The organism is Nonomuraea sp. NPDC001699 (genome assembly GCF_053596455.1).
Genome location: NZ_JBSFGF010000001.1, coordinates 1,040,396 through 1,061,506 on the forward strand (window position 1 = coordinate 1,040,396; position 21,111 = coordinate 1,061,506).

Below are 21,111 nucleotides of genomic sequence, written 5' to 3' on the forward strand. Positions count from 1 at the left end.
GGAATTCGCGCCCTCATCGGTCCTGAAAGGCCGATGGGGGCGCTTGCGTTAGGAGAAGGTGGGTTTCACGTGCAGCTGGTCGTCGGCCGGATAGGCCGTCCGCACGGTGTACGCGGCGAGGTGACCGTGGAGGTGCGCACCGACGATCCCGAGCTGCGCTTCGCCGAGGGCGCGTCCGTCGTGACCGACCCGGCGAGCAGGGGGCCGCTCGTCATCGAGAGCCGCCGCTGGCACAAGGGTGTGCTGCTGATCGCGTTCGAGGGGGTTCACGGGCGCGACGGGGCCGAGGAGCTCCGGGGCACCATGCTGGTCATCGACTCCGCCGAGGTGGAGCCGTCGGACGACCCGGACGAGTTCCACGACCACCAGCTCGTCGGGCTGGCGGTGGAGACCGTGTCGGGCGAGCCCGTCGGTGAGATCACCGACGTGCTGCACCACGGCCAGGACCTGCTGGTCGTACGCCGGCGCGGGCAGGACGACGCGCTCATCCCGTTCGTGAAGGCCCTGGTGCCCGAGGTCGATCTGACGGGCGGGCGCCTGGTCGTCGACCCGCCAGAGGGCCTGCTGTGATGCGCCTCGACATCATCTCCATCTTCCCCGAGTACTTCGCCCCGCTCGACGTCTCCCTGATCGGCAAGGCACGCGAGCGCGGCACCCTCGACGTACGCGTCCACCAGCTCCGCGACTGGGCGCACGACGTGCACAGGACGGTCGACGACACGCCGTACGGCGGCGGTCCCGGCATGGTGATGAAGCCCGAGGTCTGGGGCGAGGCCATCGACTCGGTGATCGGCGACGGCACGCCGCGGGTGATCGTGCCGACGCCGAGCGGTCGGCCTTTCACCCAGGAGTTGGCCCAGGAGCTGGCCGCCGAGCCGTGGCTGCTGTTCGCCTGCGGGCGCTACGAGGGCATCGACTCGCGCGTCATGGCCGAGTACGGCGCCCGGCTGCGGGTCGACGAGGTCAGCATCGGCGACTATGTGCTGGCCGGCGGCGAGGTCGCGGTGCTGGTGATGGTCGAGGCCGTCGGCAGGCTGCTGCCCGGCGTGCTGGGCAACGCCCAGTCGGCCGTCGACGACTCCTTCGCTCCTGGTTCGATGCAGAACCTGGTGGAAGGCCCGGTCTACACCAAGCCGCCGGTCTGGCGCGGGCACGAGGTTCCCGCCGTGCTGCTGTCCGGACATCACGGAAAAGTCGCCCGGTGGCGGCGGGACGAGGCGCTCCGGCGTACCGTGGCGAACCGGCCGGAACTGGCGGCGGCGCTCGATCCGGAGACGCTCGACAAGCACGACAGGAAGTTGCTCGAAGAGCTGTCGTTTCGCGTCCGGCCGGAAGATGTGGCAAACTGAATCGCTGCCGACCGTCATACGGTTGGTCCGTCATGCCCGGGTAACGGTCCCGGGTTCATCAAATCAGCAGGCGTGTCCGCCGCGAGCTCCGGCCGGGTGGACCTCCGCGTGCTCGCGAGGACTTGAGGACTGCACTCATGCACACGAAGATCCAGGAGCTCGAGAAGGCGACCCTTCGGAGCGACGTCCCGGCGTTCCGTCCCGGTGACACGCTCGAGGTCCACGTACGAGTCGTCGAAGGCAACCGCTCCCGCATCCAGGTCTTCAAGGGCTTCGTGCTGCGGCGGCAGGGCAGCGGCGCCCGCGAGACCTTCACGGTCCGCAAGGTCAGCTACGGCGTCGGCGTCGAGCGCACCTTCCCGGTGCACAGCCCGGTCATCGAGAAGATCGTGCTCGTGACCCGCGGTGACGTGCGTCGCGCCAAGCTCTACTACATGCGCGACCTGCGCGGCAAGGCCGCCCGTATCCGCGAGAAGCGCGAGGCGACCCCCGCGAAGTAACCCGAATCTTTCCCGAAAGGCCCGTGCACCGCACGGGCCTTTCGGCTTTGCGGGGCCATTTCCTTTATGTGGAGCGACTCGCCCTTGGGTGTAACGTCGGTCGAGGCTTGTCGAGCCGTTCCATCATCTAGGCTCGTCAGCGATGACAAGCGAAGACCAGGAGTACGGCGCCTCGCGCCGCCCTGTCGAGGACGAGGTGGACGTGGTCGCCGAAGAGACTCAGAAGCCAGCAAAAGGCGACAAGGAGAAGAAGGGGTCGTTCTGGAAAGAACTGCCCGTTCTAGTCGTTGTGGCCCTCGTGCTGGCCCTGATCATCAAGACGTTCGTGATCCAGGCCTTCTACATTCCGTCGGAGTCCATGGAGAACACCCTGCTCAAGAACGACAGGGTCCTGGTCAACAAGCTCGTCTACCACACCCGTGACATCGAGCGCGGCGACGTGGTGGTCTTCTCCGGCGTCGACTCCTGGGACGGCGAGTTCGAGATGGAGGAGCCGTCCAACCCCATCGGGGCCTTCTTCCGCTGGGTCGGCACGGCCTTCGGCGTCGTACCCGGCGAGAAGGACTACATCAAGCGGGTCATCGGCGTCGGCGGCGACCATGTCAAGTGCTGCGACTCCAAGGGGCGCATCACGGTCAACGGCACGGCCATCGACGAGGAGAGCTACCTCTATCCGGGCAATGTGCCGTCCGACAGGTTCTTCGACATCACCGTGCCGCCCGGGCGGCTGTGGGTGATGGGCGACCACCGTTCCGTCTCGCTCGACTCGCGCTCCCACACCGGTGACCAGGGCGGCGGCTCGATTCCCGAAGGTCAGGTCATCGGCCGGGCCTTCGTGATCGTCTGGCCGTTCAACCGGGCGGGCGTGCTGTCCATACCCGACACCTTCGCGCAGCCCGCGCTGCAGGCACTCGGTGGCGCCGTACCGCTGGTGGCCGGGTTCGGGCTGGCCGTACCCTTGGTCCTGGTTCGTCGGCGACGGTTGGGGAGGAAGCGCTGATGGCCGTCACCAAGAAGGCGGAGGGCGTGGCCAAAGAGAAGAAAAAGGGCGGCTTCCGGGAGACCGTCCTGTTGCTGGTGCTCGGGGTCGGCATCGCGCTGCTGCTGCAGGCGTTCGTCATCGGGTCGTTCTACATCCCGTCGGAGTCGATGGAGAACACCCTGCTGATCAACGACCGGGTCTTCGTCAACAAGCTGGCGGGCAGTCCCGAGCGCGGCGACATCGTGGTCTTCAAGGGCTGGCGCACCGGCGAGGACACCATCAAGCGGGTCATCGGCGTCGGCGGCGACAAGGTGGAGTGCTGCGACTCCAAGCACCGCATCCTCGTCAACGGCACGCCGCTCGACGAGGAGTCCTACCTCTTCCCCGGCGACTTCGGCGGCGGCGACAAGTTCAACGTCACCGTCCCGGCCGGCAAGTTGTGGCTGATGGGCGACCACCGCACCGCCTCGGCGGACTCGCGCGCCCACATGGACGAGCCCGGCGGCGGCTTCATCTCCGTCGACGACGTGATCGGCAAGGCGGTCGTCCGCTACTGGCCGCTGTCGCGCGGCTACCTGTTCTCCACACCCGAGACTTTCGACAAGGTCAAGTAAGGGGCTTTCGGTCGCGGTTTGCGGCGAATGGGGCGTACGCTGCGAGTGTCATGACAGTTGCGTTCCGCCCTCGACCGAGCGTCGTCCGGCGCGATTCCGGACTCTACGCCTATGAGCGGGCGCTGGCCCGCCGTGGGCTGACCCCGGTCGCGGGGGTCGACGAGGCGGGCCGCGGCGCCTGCGCCGGGCCGCTGGTCGTCGCCGCCGTCGTCCTGCGCAGGGAGATCGCCGGTCTCGGCGACTCCAAGCTGCTGTCCGCGCCGGTGCGCGAGCGTCTGTACGACCGCGTCGTCGCCACCGCCCACGTGGGCATCGTGGTGATCCCGGCCGCGGAGATCGACGCCCGGGGGCTGCACAAGAGCAACGTCTCGGGAATGCGGCGGGCCGTGGCGCAGTTGCCGTGTGACCCGGAGTACATCCTCACGGACGGCTTCCCGGTGCCCGGTATGCCCGCACCGTCCCTGGCGGTGTGGAAGGGGGACCAGGTGGCCGCCTGCGTGGCGGCCGCGTCGATCGTGGCCAAGGTGACGAGGGACCGCCTGATGGTCGATCTGGATCGAAGATTTCCTCAGTACGGTTTCGCCGAGCACAAGGGGTATGTCACGCCAGGACACCGTTTGGCACTGGAGAGGCATGGCCCGTGCCCCGAACACCGTTACTCCTTCGTCACGGTGGCCAGGGGCATGGGTGAAAATGAGATGGGGGCCGGGGTTGCCTGAGCAGGCGAACCGGGGGACCGGTACGACAGGAGGACCGCGATGAGCGCAGAGGATCTCGAAAAATACGAAACCGAGATGGAGCTGCAGCTTTACCGCGAATACCGTGATGTCGTCGGTTTGTTCACATACGTCGTGGAGACTGAGCGTCGGTTCTACCTGACCAACTCGGTCGACCTCGACGTCCGTACCGCGGAGAACGGCGACGTCTTCTTCGATGTGAAGATGCAGGACGCCTGGGTGTGGGACATGTACCGGCCGGCGCGGTTCGTGAAGAACGTGCGGGTGGTCACGTTCAAGGATGTGAACGTGGAAGAGCTGGCCAAGGCGGACCTGGAGATGCCCAAGGAAGGGTTCTCGGGGTAGAACCGGGGGCCGTCGGCGCTGGGCGCCGACGGCGTCTGGCCGCGGGGGACGGGGCTTGCCGTCACCTCCTTTCACGGCAACATCACCGTTCACGTAGGTGCCGTCTTCCGCGCGCCATCCCTCACCTGCCACACGTCAGTCGATGGCAGCGCCGCTACGGCCCGTAGGGACATCCGTCCATCGCCGCCTGCTTGAGCTGTGCGGCGGCTGGCGCGCTCCCGAGAGCCCCCCTCCCGGGGCGCCACACCGGGCTGAGCGCGCAGCGTCTGGCCCGCGGTCGGCCACGTCGCAGCGCTCGCGTGCCTCAACCCGCCCTGCGGCGCGCGTGCTTCAACCCGCCCTGCGGCGCGCTGGCGTCGTTTGTCCCGGCGTAGGGCGCTCCGGCGTTCTCCGCCGTCCCGGAGTTAGGGTTCTGGCGTCCTACGGCCCGCCCTGGGGCGCTCGCCGGCGTCCCTCATCCCCGAGGCCAGCGCACCGGTGTCGCGCGCCGAGGCAGGAGAGCACCCCGTAGCGCGAAGTTATCCACAGGCCATCACCGTCATCCCCCGGCTGTCCCCAGAATCCCGTTCGCCTCCTTCCGAACCCCTCGCCATCCGCCAAGGTCGGTCCCCGAACAACCCCGACAGACGGATGAACGGAGACGGCGCATGGCCCCCAAAGACGAGCTCGGCAAAGAAGGCGAGCACCTGGCCGCGATCTACCTCGAAGCCAAGGGGATGACGATCCTCGAACGCAACTGGCGCTGCCGCCGCGGCGAGATCGACATCATCGCCGTCGACGGTCAGGTCCTGGTGGTCGTCGAGGTGAAGACCCGATCGAGCAGGTCCCACGGCACAGCCCTGGAGTCCGTGAGCCACACCAAACTGGCCCGGCTCCGCATGCTGGCGGCCAAATGGCTGTCGGCGCAGTCCCGCTCCTTCGATGCCGTGCGCATCGACGTGATCGCCCTTGAGCGCTTCGCGGGCAACTTCGCCCTGCGCCACATCCGGGGGGCGATCTAGATGACCGTGGCCCGGACCCGCAGCGTCGCGCTGGTCGGGGTGAGCGGCCGCAGCGTCGAGGTGGAGGCCGACGTGGGCAACGGCCTGGCCGGAATCCACCTCATCGGCCTGCCCGACACGGCGCTCAGCGAGGCCCGCGACCGGGTGCGTTCCGCCGTGGTCAACAGCAGCTACCCGTGGCCGGACGCCCGCATCACCGTCAGTCTCTTCCCCGCCAGCCTCCCCAAACGCGGCTCCCAGTTCGACCTCGCCATCGCCATGGCCATCCTGGGAGCCTCCGGAGTCGTCCCGGCGGAGCGCATCGCCGAGCCCTTCTTCCTGGGCGAACTCGGCCTCGACGGCCGCATCAGGGCCGTACGCGGCGTGCTCCCGTCCATCCTCGGCGCCGCGGCCGCGCACGAGGAGGCCACGGTGATCGTCCCGTCGGAGAACTCGGGTGAAGCCGGTCTGGTCCCCGACGTGAAGGTGATCCCGGTGGCTCATCTGCGTCAGCTGGTCGAGTGGCTCCGCAAAGGCGACAAGCCGCCCGAACCCGAGGCCCATGGGCGTGCCGAGACGCCCAAGCCCGTGACACAGCCCGCCGTCGACCTGGCGGACGTCGTCGGCCAGCCCGTGGCGCGCCGAGCGCTGGAAGTGTGTGCGGCCGGCGGCCACAACCTGTGGATGGTCGGCCCGCCCGGCACCGGCAAGACCCTCCTGGCCGAACGCCTTCCCACTCTCCTGCCGGACCTGGAGCTCGACCACGCCCTGGAGGTCACGGCCATCCATTCCGTCGCGGGTCTGCTGCCGCCCGACAGTCCCATGATCAGCCGTCCGCCGTTCGTCAGCCCTCACCACACGGCGACGGCGGCCGCGATCATCGGCGGTGGCAGCACGGTCGTCCGTCCGGGCGCGGTGTCCCTCGCCCACAGGGGCCTGCTGTTCATGGACGAGGCTCCCGAGTTCCCTCGTCACGTCCTCGACTCGTTGCGGCAACCGCTGGAATCCGGACGCGTCACCGTGTCCAGATCCGCGGCCTCGGTCACGTTCCCCGCCCGGTTCATGCTCGTGCTGGCCGCGAACCCGTGCCCCTGCGCCCAGGCCGACGACCAGGCCGGCGCCACCTGCCGCTGCTCGCCCACCACCAGACGCCGATACCTGGGCCGACTGTCCGGCCCCCTGCTCGACCGCATCGACATGAAGGTCACGGTCGCCCGCTCGTCCAGACGCGAGCTTCTGGCCGACCGTCAGTTCGTCGAGTCCAGCGAAACGGTGGCGGAACGCGTCCTGCTGGCCCGCCGACGCGCCGTCAGGCGCCTGACCCACACCCCTTGGCGGACGAACGCCGAGATCCCCTCCTCCGTCCTCCATGCCGACTTCCGTCCCTCCGAGGCGGCGATGAAGCCCATGACCTCCTGTCTCGACTCGGGCTCCCTCACCGCCCGCGGCCTCGACCGCACCTTGCGCGTCGCCTGGACCCTCGCCGACCTCGCAGGCAAAGACCGCCCCGAAGAAGACGAGACCACCGCAGCCCTCGGCTTCTGGCTCGGAGTACGACCGTGACCCCGGCCACCCACCCGCCCATGAAGATCATCAGGAGGCAATGTGACCAGTCCGGAGCATGTGGCACGTGCGGCCCTCATGCGAGCCGCCGACGTGGGCGACACGGCCATGGGCCGTCTGGTGGCGCACCTCGGTGCCTCCGGCGCGGTGGAGGCGATCCGCGAGCGCGCACTTCCCCCGGCCTTCACCGCTCAGGAGTCGCGGCAGGAACGTCCGTGTGACCTGCCGGGGCGGCTGAACGCCTGGTTCGTCCGGCTGGCGGCCTCGAAGCCCGCCGCCGACCTGGAAGCCGGCGAGCGGTTCGGAGCCAGGCTGATCATCCCCGGCGATCCCGAATGGCCCACGCAGCTGGACCACCTCGGCCCGAGCCGTCCCCTCGGCCTCTGGCTGCACGGCTCGGCCGACCTCCGCTTCGCCTGTCTCAAATCCGTGGCCGTCGTAGGAGCGCGAGCGGCCACCCAGTACGGCCTGCACATCGCGGCCAACTTCGGCATCGGCCTCAGCGAGGCAGGCTGGTCCGTCGTCTCCGGCGGCGCGTACGGGGTGGACGGCGCGGCGCACAAAGGTGCCCTGCTGGCCGAGTCGCCCACGGTGGTCGTCCTGGCCTGCGGAGTGGACATCTGTTATCCGAGCGGCCATCAGGACCTGTTCGCCAAGGTTCGCGACCAGGGTGTCGTGATGAGCGAATGTCCGCCCGGCGTCCACCCCACCCGCGCTCGCTTCCTGATCAGGAACCGTCTCATCGCCGCCCTGACCAGAGGAACGGCCGTGGTGGAGGCAGCCCTGCGCAGCGGTGCCCTGAACACCGCAGGCCACGCGCTCACCCTCAATCGGCACCTGGGCGCCGTGCCAGGCCCCACCACGTCCGCGCTGTCGGCCGGGTGCCACAAACTCCTGCGCGAACGCAAGGCGGTCTGCGTCACGACGCCGGAGGAAATGATCGAGCTGGTCGGCGTCATAGGCGACGACCTGGCCCAACAGACGAGAACTCCCGTCGTCCCCCGTGACCGTCTCAGCGAATCCACCAAGAGAGTCCTGGACGCCATCCCCACCCGCGGCGGCGCCGGTCCCGCATCGATAGCTGTCTCAGCCGGCGTCAGCATGGACATCACGCTGAGCGCCCTGGGCGGCCTGGCCGCGGCCGGCTACATAGAACGAGCAGCCGGCGGTTGGCGCCTCCGCAAAACCACAACCAGCTACCTGAAAGCCCCTGAAACCATGGCTCTGGCCCCGCCTCCCGCCAACGAAGCCCCAGCCACAGACCCACCTCCCCCCACGGAAGACGACACTCCGCCCCCACCCCACCCCCAAGAACTCGCAACCCCCTTCTGACCGGTCCCGCACGAGTTCATGGGATGAGTCGCACGTAGGTGACCGACATGTGGACGGCGCGACGCGCAGCCGAGCCGCCGTCAGCGCCTGTAGCGGGACGTGCGCGATCACTGGGACGGTGGGGTTGCAGACCCGGCCCGGTGGGCACCGTACTGAGCCGGGCATGAGCGAGCAGTGATATGAGTGGTGGATGTCCGCGCGGACAGTGGGGAAGCCTTGGACAACGACTTGAACGACAGCCTGAACCCCGACCTGAATGCCGACGAAGTCCTTGCGGAGTTCGAGAGGTACCTGCGGTTCGAACGCGACCTCTCTCCGCACACAGTGCGGGCCTATCTCTCCGACATCACCGCCCTCCTCGACCACCTTCGCGGTCGGCTCGACGGCCTGGACATCGGCGAGCTGCGAGCCTGGCTGGCCGACCAGCACGGCGCCGGCAAGGCGCGGGCCACGCTGGCCCGCAGAACAGCCTGCGTCCGCACCTTCACCGCGTACTGCCATCGCCGGGGCTGGCTGGCCGCCGATCCCGGGCTGTTGCTGGGCAGCGCCAAGGCGCCACGCCCGTTGCCCGCCGTGCTCGACCAGGAGCAGGCCCAGACCGTCCTGAACGCGCCCGCCTCCACGGGCGACCCCAAGGACCTCCGAGACCAGGCTCTCCTGGAGCTCCTGTACGCCACAGGCGTGCGGGTGGGTGAACTCTGCGCGCTCGACGTCGACGACGTGGACCGGGACCGGCATGTCATCAGGGTCCTGGGCAAGGGACGAAAGGAGCGTTCCGTGCCGTTCGGACTACCGGCCCTTCGAGCCCTGGACCGATGGTGCATCAACGGACGCCCCATCTGGGTTCGAGAACGCTCCGGGCCGGCCCTCTTCCTCGGCGTCCGTGGCGGCCGGATCGACGCGGGCACCGTACGGCGGGTGGTCCACGCGCGACTGTCCCAGACGGAGGGCGCCCCGGACATGGGCCCACACGGCCTGCGGCACACCGCGGCAACCCATCTGCTCGAAGGGGGAGCGGACCTGCGGAGCGTCCAGGAACTGCTCGGTCACGCCTCCCTCAACACGACCCAGATCTACACCCACGTCTCGATCGACCGCCTCCGCACCGCCTACCGCCAAGCCCACCCCCGCGCCTGATCGATGAAGCCAGGGCTGCAACCGTCCGCTCACAAATCCCGCACGCCCCTCCTCACTGACGTCCTCACACCGTTCCCACTGACTGCCTACGGCCCTCCGCCCCCCTCACAACCCTCCACCTTGGCGACCTGCGGCCTTTCGCCCCAGAAACCCTTCGCTCTGTGGCCTTCGCTGACCCGCTGGGAGACGAGGGAGCGAGTGGGCCGTTGGGGTCGAAGCTTGAGCTCACGAACGCAGGCGCGTTCGACACGCACCCCACGACGCCGACCCCCAAGGCATGACGACACATCGGCCTGAGGACCTGACGGTGTGAAGACACAGCGGTGACACCAATGCGAAGGCCATGGAGGGATGCGTAGCGACGGAGTGAAGGCACGTGCCTCCGCTGGCGCAGGCCGTGAATGTACGACGGCCCGGAGAGACAAGGAGGCGATGATCCACCTGGCCGCCAAGCACCGGGTCCGAGTACGGCTGGACAGGAGGCGTGCGAGTACAGCTCGACAGGAGGCGTGCGGAGACGAGGGGTGCCTGCGCTGAACGTTTGAAGAGCCTGGCTTGTGCCGGTATAGGGGACACCCCATTTCGCCGGCGCTTCCCAGATGACCCAGCGTCTTCCAGATCACAGGGCACGCGCATCGCCGGACTTTCCCGCAACGGAGCAGGTGGAGCCGACGTTCCCGCAACGGAGCAGGGGAAGAGGGATCACCCGCTGGGAGTGCGTACGAAAAGAAGACATGGGTCGCCCCTGTGTGCCCAGAGGGGGACCAAGGCGTGGTTGTCGCTTCATCAGCTTCCCTTCGCGACGCAGGGAGGCGTCTCGCATGTAGGGAAGCGATGGCCGGGCAGCCAGTGCCATCGGCCTCCCACGCGGCCACGAACTTCATCGGCGCTGCTCGTTCAGGGGCGGGGCGCCCTGGTCGCCACGAACAGCCACAACTCACTGTGCAACGGACGGCGTGTTGCAACACGCGACTCACAACTTCCACGGGGTTGTGCGACTCGTGCGCTACTTCAAGCCACAACTCGGCAGGGCAGCCTGTCGCCTCGCGAGTTGGTGGTCCGAGGGTCCGGCGGCGCTGGCGGCGGCGATGGCGCCCGCGGCGGTGAGGGTGACGGCGGCGGTGAGGGGGGACGAGGGGCGAAGGAGTCACTCTGGGGAGGGGCTTGGTCCGGTTCGGAGACTCAAGCGTGCCCCAATGAGGGTTGGCGGGTCGCGTGCATCATTCCGGGGCGAAGGAGCATCGTGGCCGCTCTGGAGGGATCTATGCGGTTCTCGGAGTGACAGCTGTGGGTCTCGGCGTGAGCTTGGGGCTGCATGCGCGAGTGTTGGAGCGCTGAGGGCGAAGGTCTCTTTTTTGGTGGGTTTTCGGGCTTCAGGAGGAGCGCTGTGAGGGGGGATTTGGGCGTCTGTGTGCTCCTTCCGATCGTGGGGGCTTGCGATGTTGACCGGGTTGGCCGGTTCTTGGGCTGTGCGGCTTCTTGTGGAGGCGTCGTCGGCGGCGTAGGGCCGTGATCAGGAGGACGGCGCCAAGGAGAGTGCCCAGTCCGGCTGCTGTGGCTGTGGGCAGGGAGGCCGCATGTGCGAGGAGCTGGATGTCGGGTTTGCGGGGTGTGGTGGGGCGCTCGGTTGGATCAAACGGTTGCTTGGGAGCTGGGGCCCATCGGGTGCGGAGGGGCAGGTTGCTGGAGCGCGTCTCGGGACGAGAGGGGGTGGCTTCAGGGGTGATGATCAGAGGTTCGGTGCCCGGAAGTGCGACAGGCGCGAGCGCTCGCAGGGCGGTGGCGTTGGGGGATGGGGGTGGGTTCTGCGGGGCGGAAGGGGAGTCGTGGTGCCCCAGGAGCGTGAGCAGGGACGGGTGGAGGGGGACGAGGAGCGGGGGCGGAGGCAGGGGCTGAGGCAGGGGCTGGGGCGCGCTGGTGGGCGGGTGCAGGGCCGAGGGAGCAGGCAGATTGGGGATTGAGAGGGCGAGTAGGGGCGGGTGGTGAAAGGCGGCCGACAGGTTGGGTGGCAGCGCAGCGGTGGGCGGGGTTGTGGTGTTGGGCGCAGAGCTTTCAGTGGGGGCGAAGGGGAAGGTGAGGGGCGCTTCGGACCATGCCTTGGGGGTTGGAGGCAGCAGGGGTGGGGTGACTAGGGGCGTGGTGGATGTGGGCCAGATGGGGAGGAGGCGGATGGAGGCGTGGCCCAACAGGAGCAGCGGGTCCAGGTAGCGGGAGCTTTGGATGAGGCCCCAGTGCAGGCATGACTCCTGGCAGTGGCCCTGTACGGCTTGTACGACTCCCAGACGGGCGCCCATCGTGATCGGCTCGCCTTGCTTCACCGACGCGGTGATCGGCAGGTACGTCGTTCGGAGGCCGCTTGGGTGGTCGATGGTGACGACCCCTCTTCCGCCTACTGAGCCTGCGTAGTGGACGGTGCCTGTGCCGGCGGCCAGGACGGGCGTGTCGGCAGGGGCGGCCAGGTCCATGCCTCGGTGTCCGGCCAGCCATGGGGCGGAGGGCGGGGCGAAGCGGCGCAGGATGCGGGGGGTGCCGTCGAGTGGCCAGCGCCAGGTGGGTGGGGTGGCCCTTGCCGGAGGAACCGGGGCGGTGATGGCCGTGATGCTGATCACCGTTGTGAGCATGGCCAATGCGGTCAGGGCTTGGCGTGCCTTGTTCCGGGGGCAGGGCTCCGGCGGTGGGGGTGCTGGGTGAGGGGACATGGCGGGGAGTCTTGTCGGGGGCGCCCTCCGGAGGTCGAGGCGAGCGGGATTCTGTGGACGAAGGGAGCAGTGGTGAGCCTCTTGTGGACGGCGGTAGCAGCCAGTTAGGGGGCGGGTGGGGAAGCTGTGGGAGGCAAGAGGTGGTGGCGATGGGCGGGGGCGGAGAACGGCGCCGTCGGCGTCACCAGAACGGGCGCTGTTGAGCGCCGCGCGACCGTGACGCAGAGGAGGGTCCGTGGCGGCGGATCGAGAAGCCTTGGAGGGAGGGGCCGTGGTGGCAGGGTCGAGGAGCCTCAATGGGAGGGGCCGTGGCGGCGGGGCCGAGGAGCCTCAGGGGGAGGGTCCGTGGCGGCGGGAGGCCAGGGGGTGCGGGGCGTTGTGCGGTGCTGTGGAGTTCGTCGGGCGCGGTCGAGGGGCTAGATGAGGGAGCGGCGCTTGGATTCGATGAGGTGGGTCAGCGCGTGGGGGAGGGAGGGCTGAGAGGGAGGGGGCGGGGTGTGGAGGTGCTGCTTCTGAGGACTGTTGGGGCGTAGGGGGGAGAGCCAGATCCACAGGGTGCTCAGGGCGATGCCCGCCGCGCTCAGCAGAATGACCGGTCGCAGCCCGATGAACTCGCCCAGTACGCCGCCGGTCAGCCCGCCGAGGGCCAGGACGCCCTGCACGGCGAAGGTCATGGTGGCGTTCACGCGACCCCGGAGGGCGGTGGGGGTGTCGCGGAGTGTGATCACGCCCATGCAGGTGGAGAAGGCGACCACGATGACGCCGGTCATCACGCCGGTGAGGCCGAGGACGGTGAGCTTCACCCAGAGGGGACCGTCCACGACGCCGACGGCGAGGATGTCCAGCGGGAAGAACAGGACGGCGACGAGCAGGACGCGGTTCTCGCCGTAGCGCTTGGCCAGGCGGGAGGTGAGCCAGGCGCCCAGGAGACCGCCCAGGCCGCTCAGGGCCGTGAGGAAGCCGATCATCCCCTTGGGGATGCCGAGCGTGTTGACCATGTAGAGCATGTAGACGGCGATGTACGCCATGGCGAAGAAGTTGATCGTCACACCCGCGCCGAGGACGGCTCGGAGCGTGCGGTTGGTGAGGCTGGTTCGCAGGCCCTCGACGATGTCGCGCCACATGCTGGACGAGCGGTTGGGCTCGTTGTGCTCGGGCGTGCGGATCGAGCGCAGCAGGAAGGCGGAGGCGAGGAAGGACAGCGCCTCCGCCAGTACGGCGAACGGCGCGGTGAGCGTCTGGACCAGGATGCCGGCCAGGCCGGGTCCGCTCACGGAGGCCACCGAGTACGAGGCTTGGAAGCCGGCCATGGCCTCGGTGCGCTGCGACGGGTCCACGACCGCGGCTATGTAGGGGAAGTTGGCGGACTTGAACATGACGCCGGCCGTACCGATGACCAGGGCCACGATGACCAGCCAGGGCACGGTGAGGACGCCGAACAGCCAGGCCAGCGGGACGGTGAGGGCCGCCGCGCAGGACACGAGCTCGCAGGCGATCATCAGCGGGCGGTGCCGGGCGAGGCGGTCGGAGATGGCGCCCGCCTGGAGGCCGAACAGCAGGGCGGGCAGGGGCGCGGCGGCGGTGAGCAGCCCCATCTCGGTGGGGGAGGCGGTCAGCAGCGTGATGGCGGTCAGGGGGACGGCCAGCTTGGAGACCTCCGAGCCGGTGATCGAGATCGTGCGGGCGCTCCACAGGAGGCGGTAGTCGCGCTGCTTGCGAAGGGGGACTGGGGGCGTCGTATCCATGCTCAGGGTCTCCGGGGTAGTGCTAGGGGCAGGTGTGAAAGGAAGACTTCATAAGTATGAAGGGATTCCTTCAGAGTTGTAAAGGGAATGCTTCACATCTGCCGGCGGGTACCTTTGGCACATGACGCAGGACATGGAGAGGCTCAGCGATCCCAAGATGATGCGAGCGCTGGCCCACCCGGCGAGGCTCCTGATCCTCAACCGGCTCGGCGTGGAGGGCAGTGCCACGGCGACCGAGGTGGCGGAGATCGCCGGGATCACGCCCAGCGCCGCGAGCTACCACCTGCGCATGCTGGCCAAGTACGGCTTCGTCGAGGACGCCCCGCCCAGGGGCGACGGACGCGAACGGCTGTGGAGATCGACGCACAAGCCGTTCAGCGTGGGCGTGCTGCCGGACGACCAGCCGGAGGTCCGTGACGCCAAGACCCTGCTGATCAAGGCGTTCCGCAAGGAGGCCGGCGACGAGGCGGACCGGGCCCTGGCCAGGAGCGAGCACGAGCCGGACGAATGGCGCGACGTGATCCGCTTCAGCCGCACCCGGATCAGGGTCGACGCGAGCGAGCTCGGACGGCTGAATGCGGAGATCGAGAAGCTGCTGGAGCCGTACATCGCTCATCAGCGCAGCCCGGAGGAGGCGCCGAGCGGGGCCAGGGTCGCCGAGGCGCAGATCAGCCTCTTCCCGGTCGCCCCCAGGACGTGGCCGGGGTTGCCCACGGAGGACCACGGTGCGGGCTGAGCCGTACCCGGGAATGTCGGTTTGACCTCAGACGGTCAGCCTGGGGCGGTGTGGGAGGTAGACTTTTCGATGGCCTGTGGCAACAGGCCGACTTCGCATGCCCCGTTGCGGACCGCACCCTCGGTCCGGGCCTCGGCCCGGCTGGAGCGGTTTTGGGGCATCAGGGCGGTAGACAACGCGCTGCCGCGGCACAACCGAGAACTGCGCCCATCCGCAGGGCGCCCAGACCTGGAGGACCATCACATGGCCCCCGTCGTCACCATGCGACAGCTGCTCGAGAGCGGCGTTCACTTCGGCCACCAGACCCGTCGGTGGAACCCGAAGATGAAGCGCTTCATCTTCACCGAGCGCAACGGCATCTACATCATCGACCTGCAGAAGTCGCTGTCGTACATCGACCGTGCCTACGACTTCGTCAAGGAGACCGTCGCCCACGGCGGCACGATCCTGTTCATCGGCACCAAGAAGCAGGCTCAGGAGGCCATCTCCGAGCAGGCCGCGCGGGTCGGCATGCCCTACGTGAACCAGCGCTGGCTGGGCGGCATGCTCACCAACTTCTCCACCGTGCACAAGAGGCTTCAGCGTCTGAAGGAGCTCGAGGAGCTCGACTTCGACAACGTCGCCGGCTCGGGGCTCACCAAGAAGGAGCTCCTCATGCGCCGTCGCGAGAAGGACAAGCTCGAGCGCACGCTCGGCGGCATCCGTGACATGGGCCGCGTGCCCAGCGCGGTGTGGATCGTGGACACGAAGAAGGAGCACATCGCGATCAGCGAGGCCAAGAAGCTTGGCATCCCGGTCGTCGCGATCCTCGACACCAACTGCGACCCCGACGAGGTCGACTACCCGATCCCGGGCAACGACGACGCCATCCGCGCCGTCGGCCTGCTCACCAGGGTCGTCGCCGACGGTGTCGCCGCCGGTCTGATGGCTCGCTCCGGCGCCGCCCGCGGCGACGAGAAGCCGGCCGCCGCCGAGCCGCTGGCCGAGTGGGAGCGCGAGCTCATCGAGCAGGGCCAGGGTCAGGCCGCCGCTGAGGAGGCCGCTCCTGAGGCCGCCGCCGAAGAGGCTCCCGCCGCCGAGGCTCCGGCCGAGGAGGCTCCGGCTGAGGCCGCCGCTGAGGAGGCCCCCGCTGCCGAGGCTCCGGCCGAGGACGCTCCGGCCGCCGAGGCGAAGCCCGAGTCCGAGCCGCAGGCCTGAGACCCGGCCGCCGGGCTCGGGCGTGAGGCCGGGCACGGCACAGGCGCCGGTTCCGCGCCGCAGGTCGTCACAGACCGCGGCGCGGGGCGGGCACCCCGGCTGAGCGAGGGCGAGCGGAACCGAGGTCCTGCGAGGGCTGAGGCTCCGAAAGGGGCCCAGGTCCGGTTGCAGGTGAGGCTTCCGGAAGGGCCGAGGCCCTGCGAGTGGCGAGGGTTCCGGAAGGGCCCGGGTCCCGTCAGGGCTGAGGCTTGGAAGGGCAAGGTACGCGTCTCGACTGGGCAAACGGCCGAGCCGGGACGGCAAGCCGGGCAGGACGGCACCACGCCGAGGCGGTAAGCCGAAGCAGGGTGGCGTCGGGCCGAGGCGGTGAGCGAGGCCGGGTGGCCATCGGGAACCGAGGCGGTGAGCCGAGGGGGATGACCATCGGGCCGGAGCGATAAGCCGAGCCTCGCTGGGCAGTATGCCGAGCGAGGCGGAGCGGCGCTCCACCGGCGGAGCCCGTCCTGCTGACGTGGAGTCCCGGGCGACAGCCGGGCAGGCCAGGTGAAAGCCAGGCAGGCCAGGCGGAACCCGGGGCGATCGGGCGGATGGCCGGAAGGCCGGGTGAATGCCCAGCCGGTCGGACGGGAGTCCGGGGGCGGGTGGAAGGCCGGCCTGTCGGCGGAAGTTCGGCGTCCGGGCATCGTCCAAGGGCGACCCGGCACGACAGTCCGCAACCGAGCATCACAGCCTGAGACCGCGCAAGACCGAGGCAGAACGCACGACCCGCGCACGACCCGCGCACGACCCGCGCACGACCCGCGCACGACAAGGCCCTGGTACGGCACGCTCCTGCCGCACCGACCAGGGGAGGGCGCCCAGGGCGTCCACCCCGATCCCACGACGACGACGAAATCCCACAAGGAATAAGAGCAATGGCTTCCGTGAACATGGCCGACGTCAAGCGGCTTCGCGAGATCACCGCTGCCGGCATGATGGACTGCAAGAAGGCGCTTGAGGAGTCCGAAGGCGACTTCGACCGCGCCATCGAGCTGCTGCGCCTCAAGGGCGCCAAGGACGTGGGCAAGCGCGAGGCCCGCACGGCCTCCAACGGCCTCGTCGCCCTCCAGCAGGACGGCGACTCCTCCGCCGCCCTGCTCGAGCTCAACTGCGAGACCGACTTCGTGGCCAAGGGCGAGCGCTTCCAGGAGCTGGCCGCCGGTGTGGTCGCGCACATCCTGGAGAGCAAGCCCGCCGACGTGGCGACGCTGCTCGACTCCTCCTTCGACGGCAAGTCCGTCAAGGAGCACCTGGACGTGGCCAACGCCGCGCTCGGCGAGAAGATCGAGATCCGCCGCTTCGCCGTGCTCGAGGGCGGCTACATCGGCGCGTACATGCACAAGACCGACCCGGCGCTGCCGCCGGCGGTCGGCGTGCTCGTGCAGCTCGACAAGCCGAACGCCGAGGTCGCCAAGGACATCGCCCAGCACGCCGCGGCGATGGCCCCGCAGTACCTCAAGGCCGACTCCGTCCCCGCCGAGGTCGTCGAGAAGGAGCGCAAGCTCTTCGAGGAGATGACCCGCGAGGAGGGCAAGCCCGAGGCCGCCATCGGCAAGATCGTCGAGGGGCGCGTCAACGGCTGGTACAAGGACTTCACCCTGGTCCAGCAGGCCTTCGTGAAGGACAACAAGAAGAGCGTGGGCAAGTACGCCGAGGAGAACGGCGTCGAGGTGCTCGCCTTCGTCCGATTCAAGGTCGGCCAGGCTTAGGCTTGAGCAAACTGCCTGCCCAGAGTTCCACCCTATGAAGGAGGCCGCCGCCGTGCAGGACCACCGGGAGTCAGCCCACGAATCCACACGGACGGCGGCTTCCTCATCACCCAGCCCGCAGAGTCCACTGAGGTGGAAGCGGGTGATGTTGAAGCTGTCAGGCGAGGCGTTCGCCGGAGACGACCCGCTGGGCATCGCCCCGGCCGTCGTCGACCACCTGGCCGACTCGATCACCGAGGCCGTGCGCGAGGGCGTGCAGGTCGCGGTCGTCGTCGGCGGGGGGAACATGTTCCGCGGCGCCACCCTGTCCCAGGGCGGCATCGACCGCGCCAGGGCCGACTACATGGGCATGCTCGGCACGGTGATCAACTGCCTGGCGCTGCAGGACTTCCTGGAGAGGCGGGGCGTCGAGACCCGCGTCCAGACCGCCATCACCATGCAGCAGGTCGCCGAGCCCTTCCTGCCGCGCCGCGCGATCAGGCACCTGGAGAAGGGCCGCGTGGTCATCTTCGGGGCGGGTCTCGGCTCGCCGTACTTCTCCACCGACACCGCGGCGTCCCAGCGGGCCCTGGAGATCGGCGCCGAGGCGCTGCTCAAGGGCACGCAGGTCGACGGGATCTACGACTCCGACCCGCGCAAGAACCCCGACGCGGTCCGGTTCGACCACCTTGACTACGGCGAGGTGCTGCTCCGCGACCTCGCGGTCATGGACGCGACCGCGATCAGCCTGTGCAAGGACAACGATCTGCCGATCGTGGTCTTCGACCTGATGGGCGAGGGCAACATCCTGCGAGCGGTACGCGGTGAGAAAATCGGCACGCTGGTGAGTCCCGCAGGCAAATGAGGGAGCTCTAGCCCGACACCGCCAGCTAGTAGACAGGGAGCCGCTGTGATCGACGAAACCCTCCTCGAAGCCGAGGAGAAGATGGACAAGGCCGTCTCGGTCGCGAAGGAGGACTTCGCGACCATCCGGACCGGCCGGGTCACCCCCGCGATGTTCAACAAGATCAATGCGGAGTACTACGGCACTCCGACACCGGTGCAGCAGTTGGCCTCGTTCCACCTGCCCGAGGCGCGCATGGTCATCATCCAGCCCTTCGACAAGAGCGCGATGGGTGCGATCGAGAAGGCCATCCGCGACTCCGACCTCGGCGTCAACCCGACCAACACCGGCGACGTGATCCGCGTGACGTTCCCGGAGCTGTCCGAGGAGCGCCGCAAGGAGTACATCAAGGTCGCCAAGAACAAGGGCGAGCACGCCAAGGTGTCGATCCGCAACATCCGTCGTACGGCCAAGGAGGCCCTCGACAAGATGATCAAGGACGGCGAGGCGGGCGAGGACGAGGTCCGCCGGGCGGAGAAGGAACTCGACGACCTCACCCAGAAGCACGTCGCCAAGATCGACGAGCTGCTCAAGCACAAGGAAGCCGAGCTGCTCGAAGTCTGAGCGGCACGCCTCGCGGCCCTCGCCGGAAGGCGGGGGCCGTGGCTATGGAGAGTGTCTGTGGAAGAACGTACGGCCGGCACCGGTCCCGACGGCGGCAGCCGTACCGGAAGGAACCTGCCGGCCGCGATCGCGGTGGGTGTGGGGCTGGGTGCACTGGTCCTCGGTACCCTCTACACGATCAAGGAGCTCTTCCTCCTGGTGGTCGTGGTGTGCGTCGGCGTGGGCGTGCTGGAGCTGACCAAGGCGTTCGCCACGCGCGGGATCAAGGTCCCGGCCGTCCCGGTGCTCGCGGGGCTGGTGGCCATGCAGGCCGGGGCGTACTGGGGCGGTCCCTTCTGGCTGCTGGGGTCGTTCGCGGTGTTCGCGTTCGTGCTGCTGGTGTGGCGGATGTTCAGCGACGGCACCGACGGCTACGTGCGCGACGGCACGGCCTCGGTGTTCACGCTGTTCTACCCGGCGATGCTGGCGGCGTTCGTGGCGTTGCTGCTCGCGCCGCCCGACGGCCGCGACCGGGTGCTGATCTTCATCGCGGTGACCGTGGCCAGCGACATCGGCGGCTACGTCGCGGGTGTGCTCTTCGGCAGGCACAAGATGACGGTCATCAGCCCGAAGAAGACCTGGGAGGGCTTCGCCGGGTCGGTGATCGCCTGCACGCTGGTCGGCGGCTGGCTGGTGACCTGGCTGCTGGACGGCCCGCTCTGGCTGGGCGCGCTGATCGGGGCGCTGGCGGCGTTGCTGGCGACCGTGGGCGACCTCATCGAGTCGATGATCAAGCGGGACCTCGGCATCAAGGACCTCGGCACGATCCTGCCGGGGCACGGCGGCCTGATGGACCGCCTCGACTCGCTGGTGACCACGCTGGTGCCGGTCTGGCTGCTACTGACGCTGTTCCTCTAACGCCTCCGTCGTCACGGGGGTGAGCCACAACCACCGGACGGCCTCCCCACCGAACGCAAACCCCGACATGTCTGGCATGTCGGGTGGGTCGGCCCGCATGAGGACCCCCGAGTACTGTGGCCCCAGCGGGAACGTCGACGGCTCGTGGTACCACTTGGCCGTGTGCCCGTGGCCGAGCCAGGTCACCGAGTGCCACGGATACTGGGCCAGCCACACCAGCAGCAGCGCCGCGTCCCTGGGGTCGTCCCGGGTGGCCACGGCCAGCTCGATGCGGGCGTAGGCGTCGGGGCGGTCGATCCACTGCTCGACCGTCGGCATGCGCTGGCAGCTCATCCCCACCGTGGACAGCACGGTCGGCTCGCGGCCCTCGTACGGGGGCCGTTCGGTGATGCCGACGGTCGGCAGGCGCTCGCCGCTGGCGTCCCAGTAGCGGCCCGCCGGGCCCAGCACCCGGTCGAGATGGCCCATGACGAACTGCTGGAACGACGGCCACGACCCCTCGCCGTGCCGCCAGCGCCAGTAGGAGGTGGCGTTGGAGATGCGCGGTCGCAGCCCCTCCAGCGCCTCCGACAGCGCCCACGCGAACGGCGACTCGCCCACGGCGTCGCGGGCGTACCCGGGCATGCCCCTGCTCATGTCGGCCCAGCCGGGGATGACGGCGAGCAGGTCGTCGTCCTCGTAGAGGGCCACGCCGTCGCCCTCCTCGAACCACAGGGCGGACAGCTGCCCGAGCGGCCTGCGTCCCTCGGGATGCGTCGTGTTGCTCCTGGGCATCAGCGGGGGCAGGCCGGAGTTGATCCGGGCCAGGTCGACCACGGCCGGGGCCGGCCGATGGTTGGCCAGCCAGACCGCTCCGTGGACGGCGCCCTCCGGCGAGCACAGGTAAGCTACCGAGGAGTCCTCGTCCCGCTCGACCACGAGCGTGCGGCTGCCGTAGGGGTTACCGGCGGCGAGGACGACCTCGGTCCCACCCTCGCCAGATGCCGACCGGAAAATCGCCATACGAGATGACTGTAGATCGGGCGGCGACCCTGACGCGAGCCGTACCGTGATCAGGAATGCCGCCTCCGCGGCCGGCGTTCACTAACCTGGCCGGTGAGAAA

General features: G+C 69.0%; 20 protein-coding genes. 17 read left to right on the forward strand and 3 right to left on the reverse strand.

Features of this window, described 5'->3' with window-relative positions; translation table 11 throughout:
- The first annotated feature begins 69 nt into the window (after positions 1-69).
- The 11 genes from rimM (at position 70) to ACWCSU_RS05050 (ending at position 9,539) form a co-directional block, all read left to right on the forward strand.
- Positions 70-570: a ribosome maturation factor RimM gene (gene rimM, locus ACWCSU_RS05000; RefSeq protein ID WP_364099849.1), complete on the forward strand. Its 501-nt coding sequence runs from the start codon at positions 70-72 to the stop codon at positions 568-570.
- Positions 570-1,349, forward strand: coding sequence for a tRNA (guanosine(37)-N1)-methyltransferase TrmD (gene trmD / locus ACWCSU_RS05005; protein ID WP_364099846.1), 780 nt, complete (start codon positions 570-572; stop codon positions 1,347-1,349). Before rimM ends, trmD begins: the two co-directional genes overlap by 1 nt.
- 137 nt (positions 1,350-1,486) lie before the next feature.
- Positions 1,487-1,849, forward strand: a complete 363-nt coding sequence (rplS, locus tag ACWCSU_RS05010; protein WP_357707128.1) for a 50S ribosomal protein L19 — start codon at positions 1,487-1,489, stop codon at positions 1,847-1,849.
- Between the two features lie 142 nt (positions 1,850-1,991).
- On the forward strand, positions 1,992-2,849 hold the full coding sequence (gene lepB / locus ACWCSU_RS05015; protein WP_357707129.1) for a signal peptidase I: 858 nt from the start codon (positions 1,992-1,994) through the stop codon (positions 2,847-2,849).
- The gene (gene lepB, locus ACWCSU_RS05020; protein ID WP_357707130.1) at positions 2,849-3,445 is read left to right on the forward strand and encodes a signal peptidase I; all 597 of its coding nucleotides are present in this window, start codon (positions 2,849-2,851) and stop codon (positions 3,443-3,445) included. Before lepB (ACWCSU_RS05015) ends, lepB (ACWCSU_RS05020) begins: the two co-directional genes overlap by 1 nt.
- A gap of 50 nt (positions 3,446-3,495) precedes the next feature.
- Positions 3,496-4,164, forward strand: coding sequence for a ribonuclease HII (locus tag ACWCSU_RS05025; RefSeq protein ID WP_357707131.1), 669 nt, complete (start codon positions 3,496-3,498; stop codon positions 4,162-4,164).
- A 39-nt stretch (positions 4,165-4,203) separates the two neighbouring features.
- Positions 4,204-4,527 carry a DUF2469 domain-containing protein gene (locus tag ACWCSU_RS05030; RefSeq protein WP_026215037.1) on the forward strand — a complete coding sequence of 108 codons (324 nt, stop codon included), beginning with the start codon at positions 4,204-4,206 and terminating at the stop codon, positions 4,525-4,527.
- A 647-nt stretch (positions 4,528-5,174) separates the two neighbouring features.
- The gene (locus ACWCSU_RS05035) at positions 5,175-5,528 is read left to right on the forward strand and encodes a YraN family protein (RefSeq protein WP_357707132.1); all 354 of its coding nucleotides are present in this window, start codon (positions 5,175-5,177) and stop codon (positions 5,526-5,528) included.
- Complete coding sequence (locus tag ACWCSU_RS05040; protein ID WP_449933606.1) at positions 5,529-7,070, forward strand: YifB family Mg chelatase-like AAA ATPase; 1,542 nt, start codon at positions 5,529-5,531, stop codon at positions 7,068-7,070.
- A gap of 42 nt (positions 7,071-7,112) precedes the next feature.
- Positions 7,113-8,402: a DNA-processing protein DprA gene (dprA, locus tag ACWCSU_RS05045; RefSeq protein WP_357707135.1), complete on the forward strand. Its 1,290-nt coding sequence runs from the start codon at positions 7,113-7,115 to the stop codon at positions 8,400-8,402.
- Between the two features lie 216 nt (positions 8,403-8,618).
- On the forward strand, positions 8,619-9,539 hold the full coding sequence (locus tag ACWCSU_RS05050) for a tyrosine recombinase XerC (protein ID WP_449933609.1): 921 nt from the start codon (positions 8,619-8,621) through the stop codon (positions 9,537-9,539).
- A gap of 1,373 nt (positions 9,540-10,912) precedes the next feature.
- On the opposite strand, the gene ACWCSU_RS05055 is transcribed toward ACWCSU_RS05050, so the two are convergent.
- A complete protein-coding gene (locus tag ACWCSU_RS05055; RefSeq protein WP_449933611.1) occupies positions 10,913-12,238 on the reverse strand; it encodes a peptidoglycan DD-metalloendopeptidase family protein in 1,326 nt (441 codons plus the stop codon).
- Between the two features lie 416 nt (positions 12,239-12,654).
- Complete coding sequence (locus ACWCSU_RS05060) at positions 12,655-13,983, reverse strand: MFS transporter (RefSeq protein WP_449933613.1); 1,329 nt, start codon at positions 13,981-13,983, stop codon at positions 12,655-12,657.
- Positions 13,984-14,104: 121 nt separating this feature from the next.
- Between ACWCSU_RS05060 and ACWCSU_RS05065 the strand changes: the two genes are divergently transcribed.
- From ACWCSU_RS05065 to ACWCSU_RS05090, 6 genes are all read left to right on the forward strand, one after another.
- Positions 14,105-14,719: an ArsR/SmtB family transcription factor gene (locus ACWCSU_RS05065; protein ID WP_357707142.1), complete on the forward strand. Its 615-nt coding sequence runs from the start codon at positions 14,105-14,107 to the stop codon at positions 14,717-14,719.
- Between the two features lie 243 nt (positions 14,720-14,962).
- A complete protein-coding gene (gene rpsB / locus ACWCSU_RS05070; protein ID WP_449933615.1) occupies positions 14,963-15,916 on the forward strand; it encodes a 30S ribosomal protein S2 in 954 nt (317 codons plus the stop codon).
- 914 nt (positions 15,917-16,830) lie between these two features.
- Positions 16,831-17,664, forward strand: coding sequence for a translation elongation factor Ts (tsf, locus tag ACWCSU_RS05075; RefSeq protein WP_357707144.1), 834 nt, complete (start codon positions 16,831-16,833; stop codon positions 17,662-17,664).
- Between the two features lie 145 nt (positions 17,665-17,809).
- The gene (gene pyrH / locus ACWCSU_RS05080) at positions 17,810-18,508 is read left to right on the forward strand and encodes a UMP kinase (protein ID WP_357707145.1); all 699 of its coding nucleotides are present in this window, start codon (positions 17,810-17,812) and stop codon (positions 18,506-18,508) included.
- A 45-nt stretch (positions 18,509-18,553) separates the two neighbouring features.
- Positions 18,554-19,111: a ribosome recycling factor gene (gene frr, locus ACWCSU_RS05085; RefSeq protein WP_352350337.1), complete on the forward strand. Its 558-nt coding sequence runs from the start codon at positions 18,554-18,556 to the stop codon at positions 19,109-19,111.
- 57 nt (positions 19,112-19,168) lie between these two features.
- Positions 19,169-20,008 (forward strand): phosphatidate cytidylyltransferase, encoded by an 840-nt coding sequence (locus tag ACWCSU_RS05090; RefSeq protein WP_357707146.1) that lies wholly within the window; start codon positions 19,169-19,171, stop codon positions 20,006-20,008.
- Here ACWCSU_RS05090 and ACWCSU_RS05095 read toward each other — a convergent pair.
- Positions 19,988-21,010, reverse strand: a complete 1,023-nt coding sequence (locus ACWCSU_RS05095; protein WP_364099813.1) for a suppressor of fused domain protein — start codon at positions 21,008-21,010, stop codon at positions 19,988-19,990. The two genes, ACWCSU_RS05090 and ACWCSU_RS05095, sit on opposite strands and share 21 nt — an antisense overlap.
- Positions 21,011-21,111 lie beyond the last annotated feature (101 nt).

Excerpts from the sequence above, each read along its gene's own strand:
- ACWCSU_RS05025 (WP_357707131.1), top strand. The coding sequence starts at position 3,496 with ATGACAGTTGCGTTCCGCCCTCGACCGAGCGTCGTCCGGCGCGATTCC.
- pyrH (WP_357707145.1), top strand. The coding sequence starts at position 17,810 with ATGTTGAAGCTGTCAGGCGAGGCGTTCGCCGGAGACGACCCGCTGGGC.
- tsf (WP_357707144.1), top strand. The coding sequence starts at position 16,831 with ATGGCTTCCGTGAACATGGCCGACGTCAAGCGGCTTCGCGAGATCACC.
- ACWCSU_RS05095 (WP_364099813.1), bottom strand. The coding sequence starts at position 21,010 with ATGGCGATTTTCCGGTCGGCATCTGGCGAGGGTGGGACCGAGGTCGTC.
- ACWCSU_RS05065 (WP_357707142.1), top strand. The coding sequence starts at position 14,105 with ATGACGCAGGACATGGAGAGGCTCAGCGATCCCAAGATGATGCGAGCG.
- ACWCSU_RS05035 (WP_357707132.1), top strand. The coding sequence starts at position 5,175 with ATGGCCCCCAAAGACGAGCTCGGCAAAGAAGGCGAGCACCTGGCCGCG.
- ACWCSU_RS05055 (WP_449933611.1), bottom strand. The coding sequence starts at position 12,238 with ATGTCCCCTCACCCAGCACCCCCACCGCCGGAGCCCTGCCCCCGGAAC.
- ACWCSU_RS05040 (WP_449933606.1), top strand. The coding sequence starts at position 5,529 with ATGACCGTGGCCCGGACCCGCAGCGTCGCGCTGGTCGGGGTGAGCGGC.
- lepB (WP_357707129.1), top strand. The coding sequence starts at position 1,992 with ATGACAAGCGAAGACCAGGAGTACGGCGCCTCGCGCCGCCCTGTCGAG.
- rpsB (WP_449933615.1), top strand. The coding sequence starts at position 14,963 with ATGGCCCCCGTCGTCACCATGCGACAGCTGCTCGAGAGCGGCGTTCAC.
- trmD (WP_364099846.1), top strand. The coding sequence starts at position 570 with ATGCGCCTCGACATCATCTCCATCTTCCCCGAGTACTTCGCCCCGCTC.
- lepB (WP_357707130.1), top strand. The coding sequence starts at position 2,849 with ATGGCCGTCACCAAGAAGGCGGAGGGCGTGGCCAAAGAGAAGAAAAAG.
- rplS (WP_357707128.1), top strand. The coding sequence starts at position 1,487 with ATGCACACGAAGATCCAGGAGCTCGAGAAGGCGACCCTTCGGAGCGAC.
- ACWCSU_RS05060 (WP_449933613.1), bottom strand. The coding sequence starts at position 13,983 with ATGGATACGACGCCCCCAGTCCCCCTTCGCAAGCAGCGCGACTACCGC.
- ACWCSU_RS05030 (WP_026215037.1), top strand. The coding sequence starts at position 4,204 with ATGAGCGCAGAGGATCTCGAAAAATACGAAACCGAGATGGAGCTGCAG.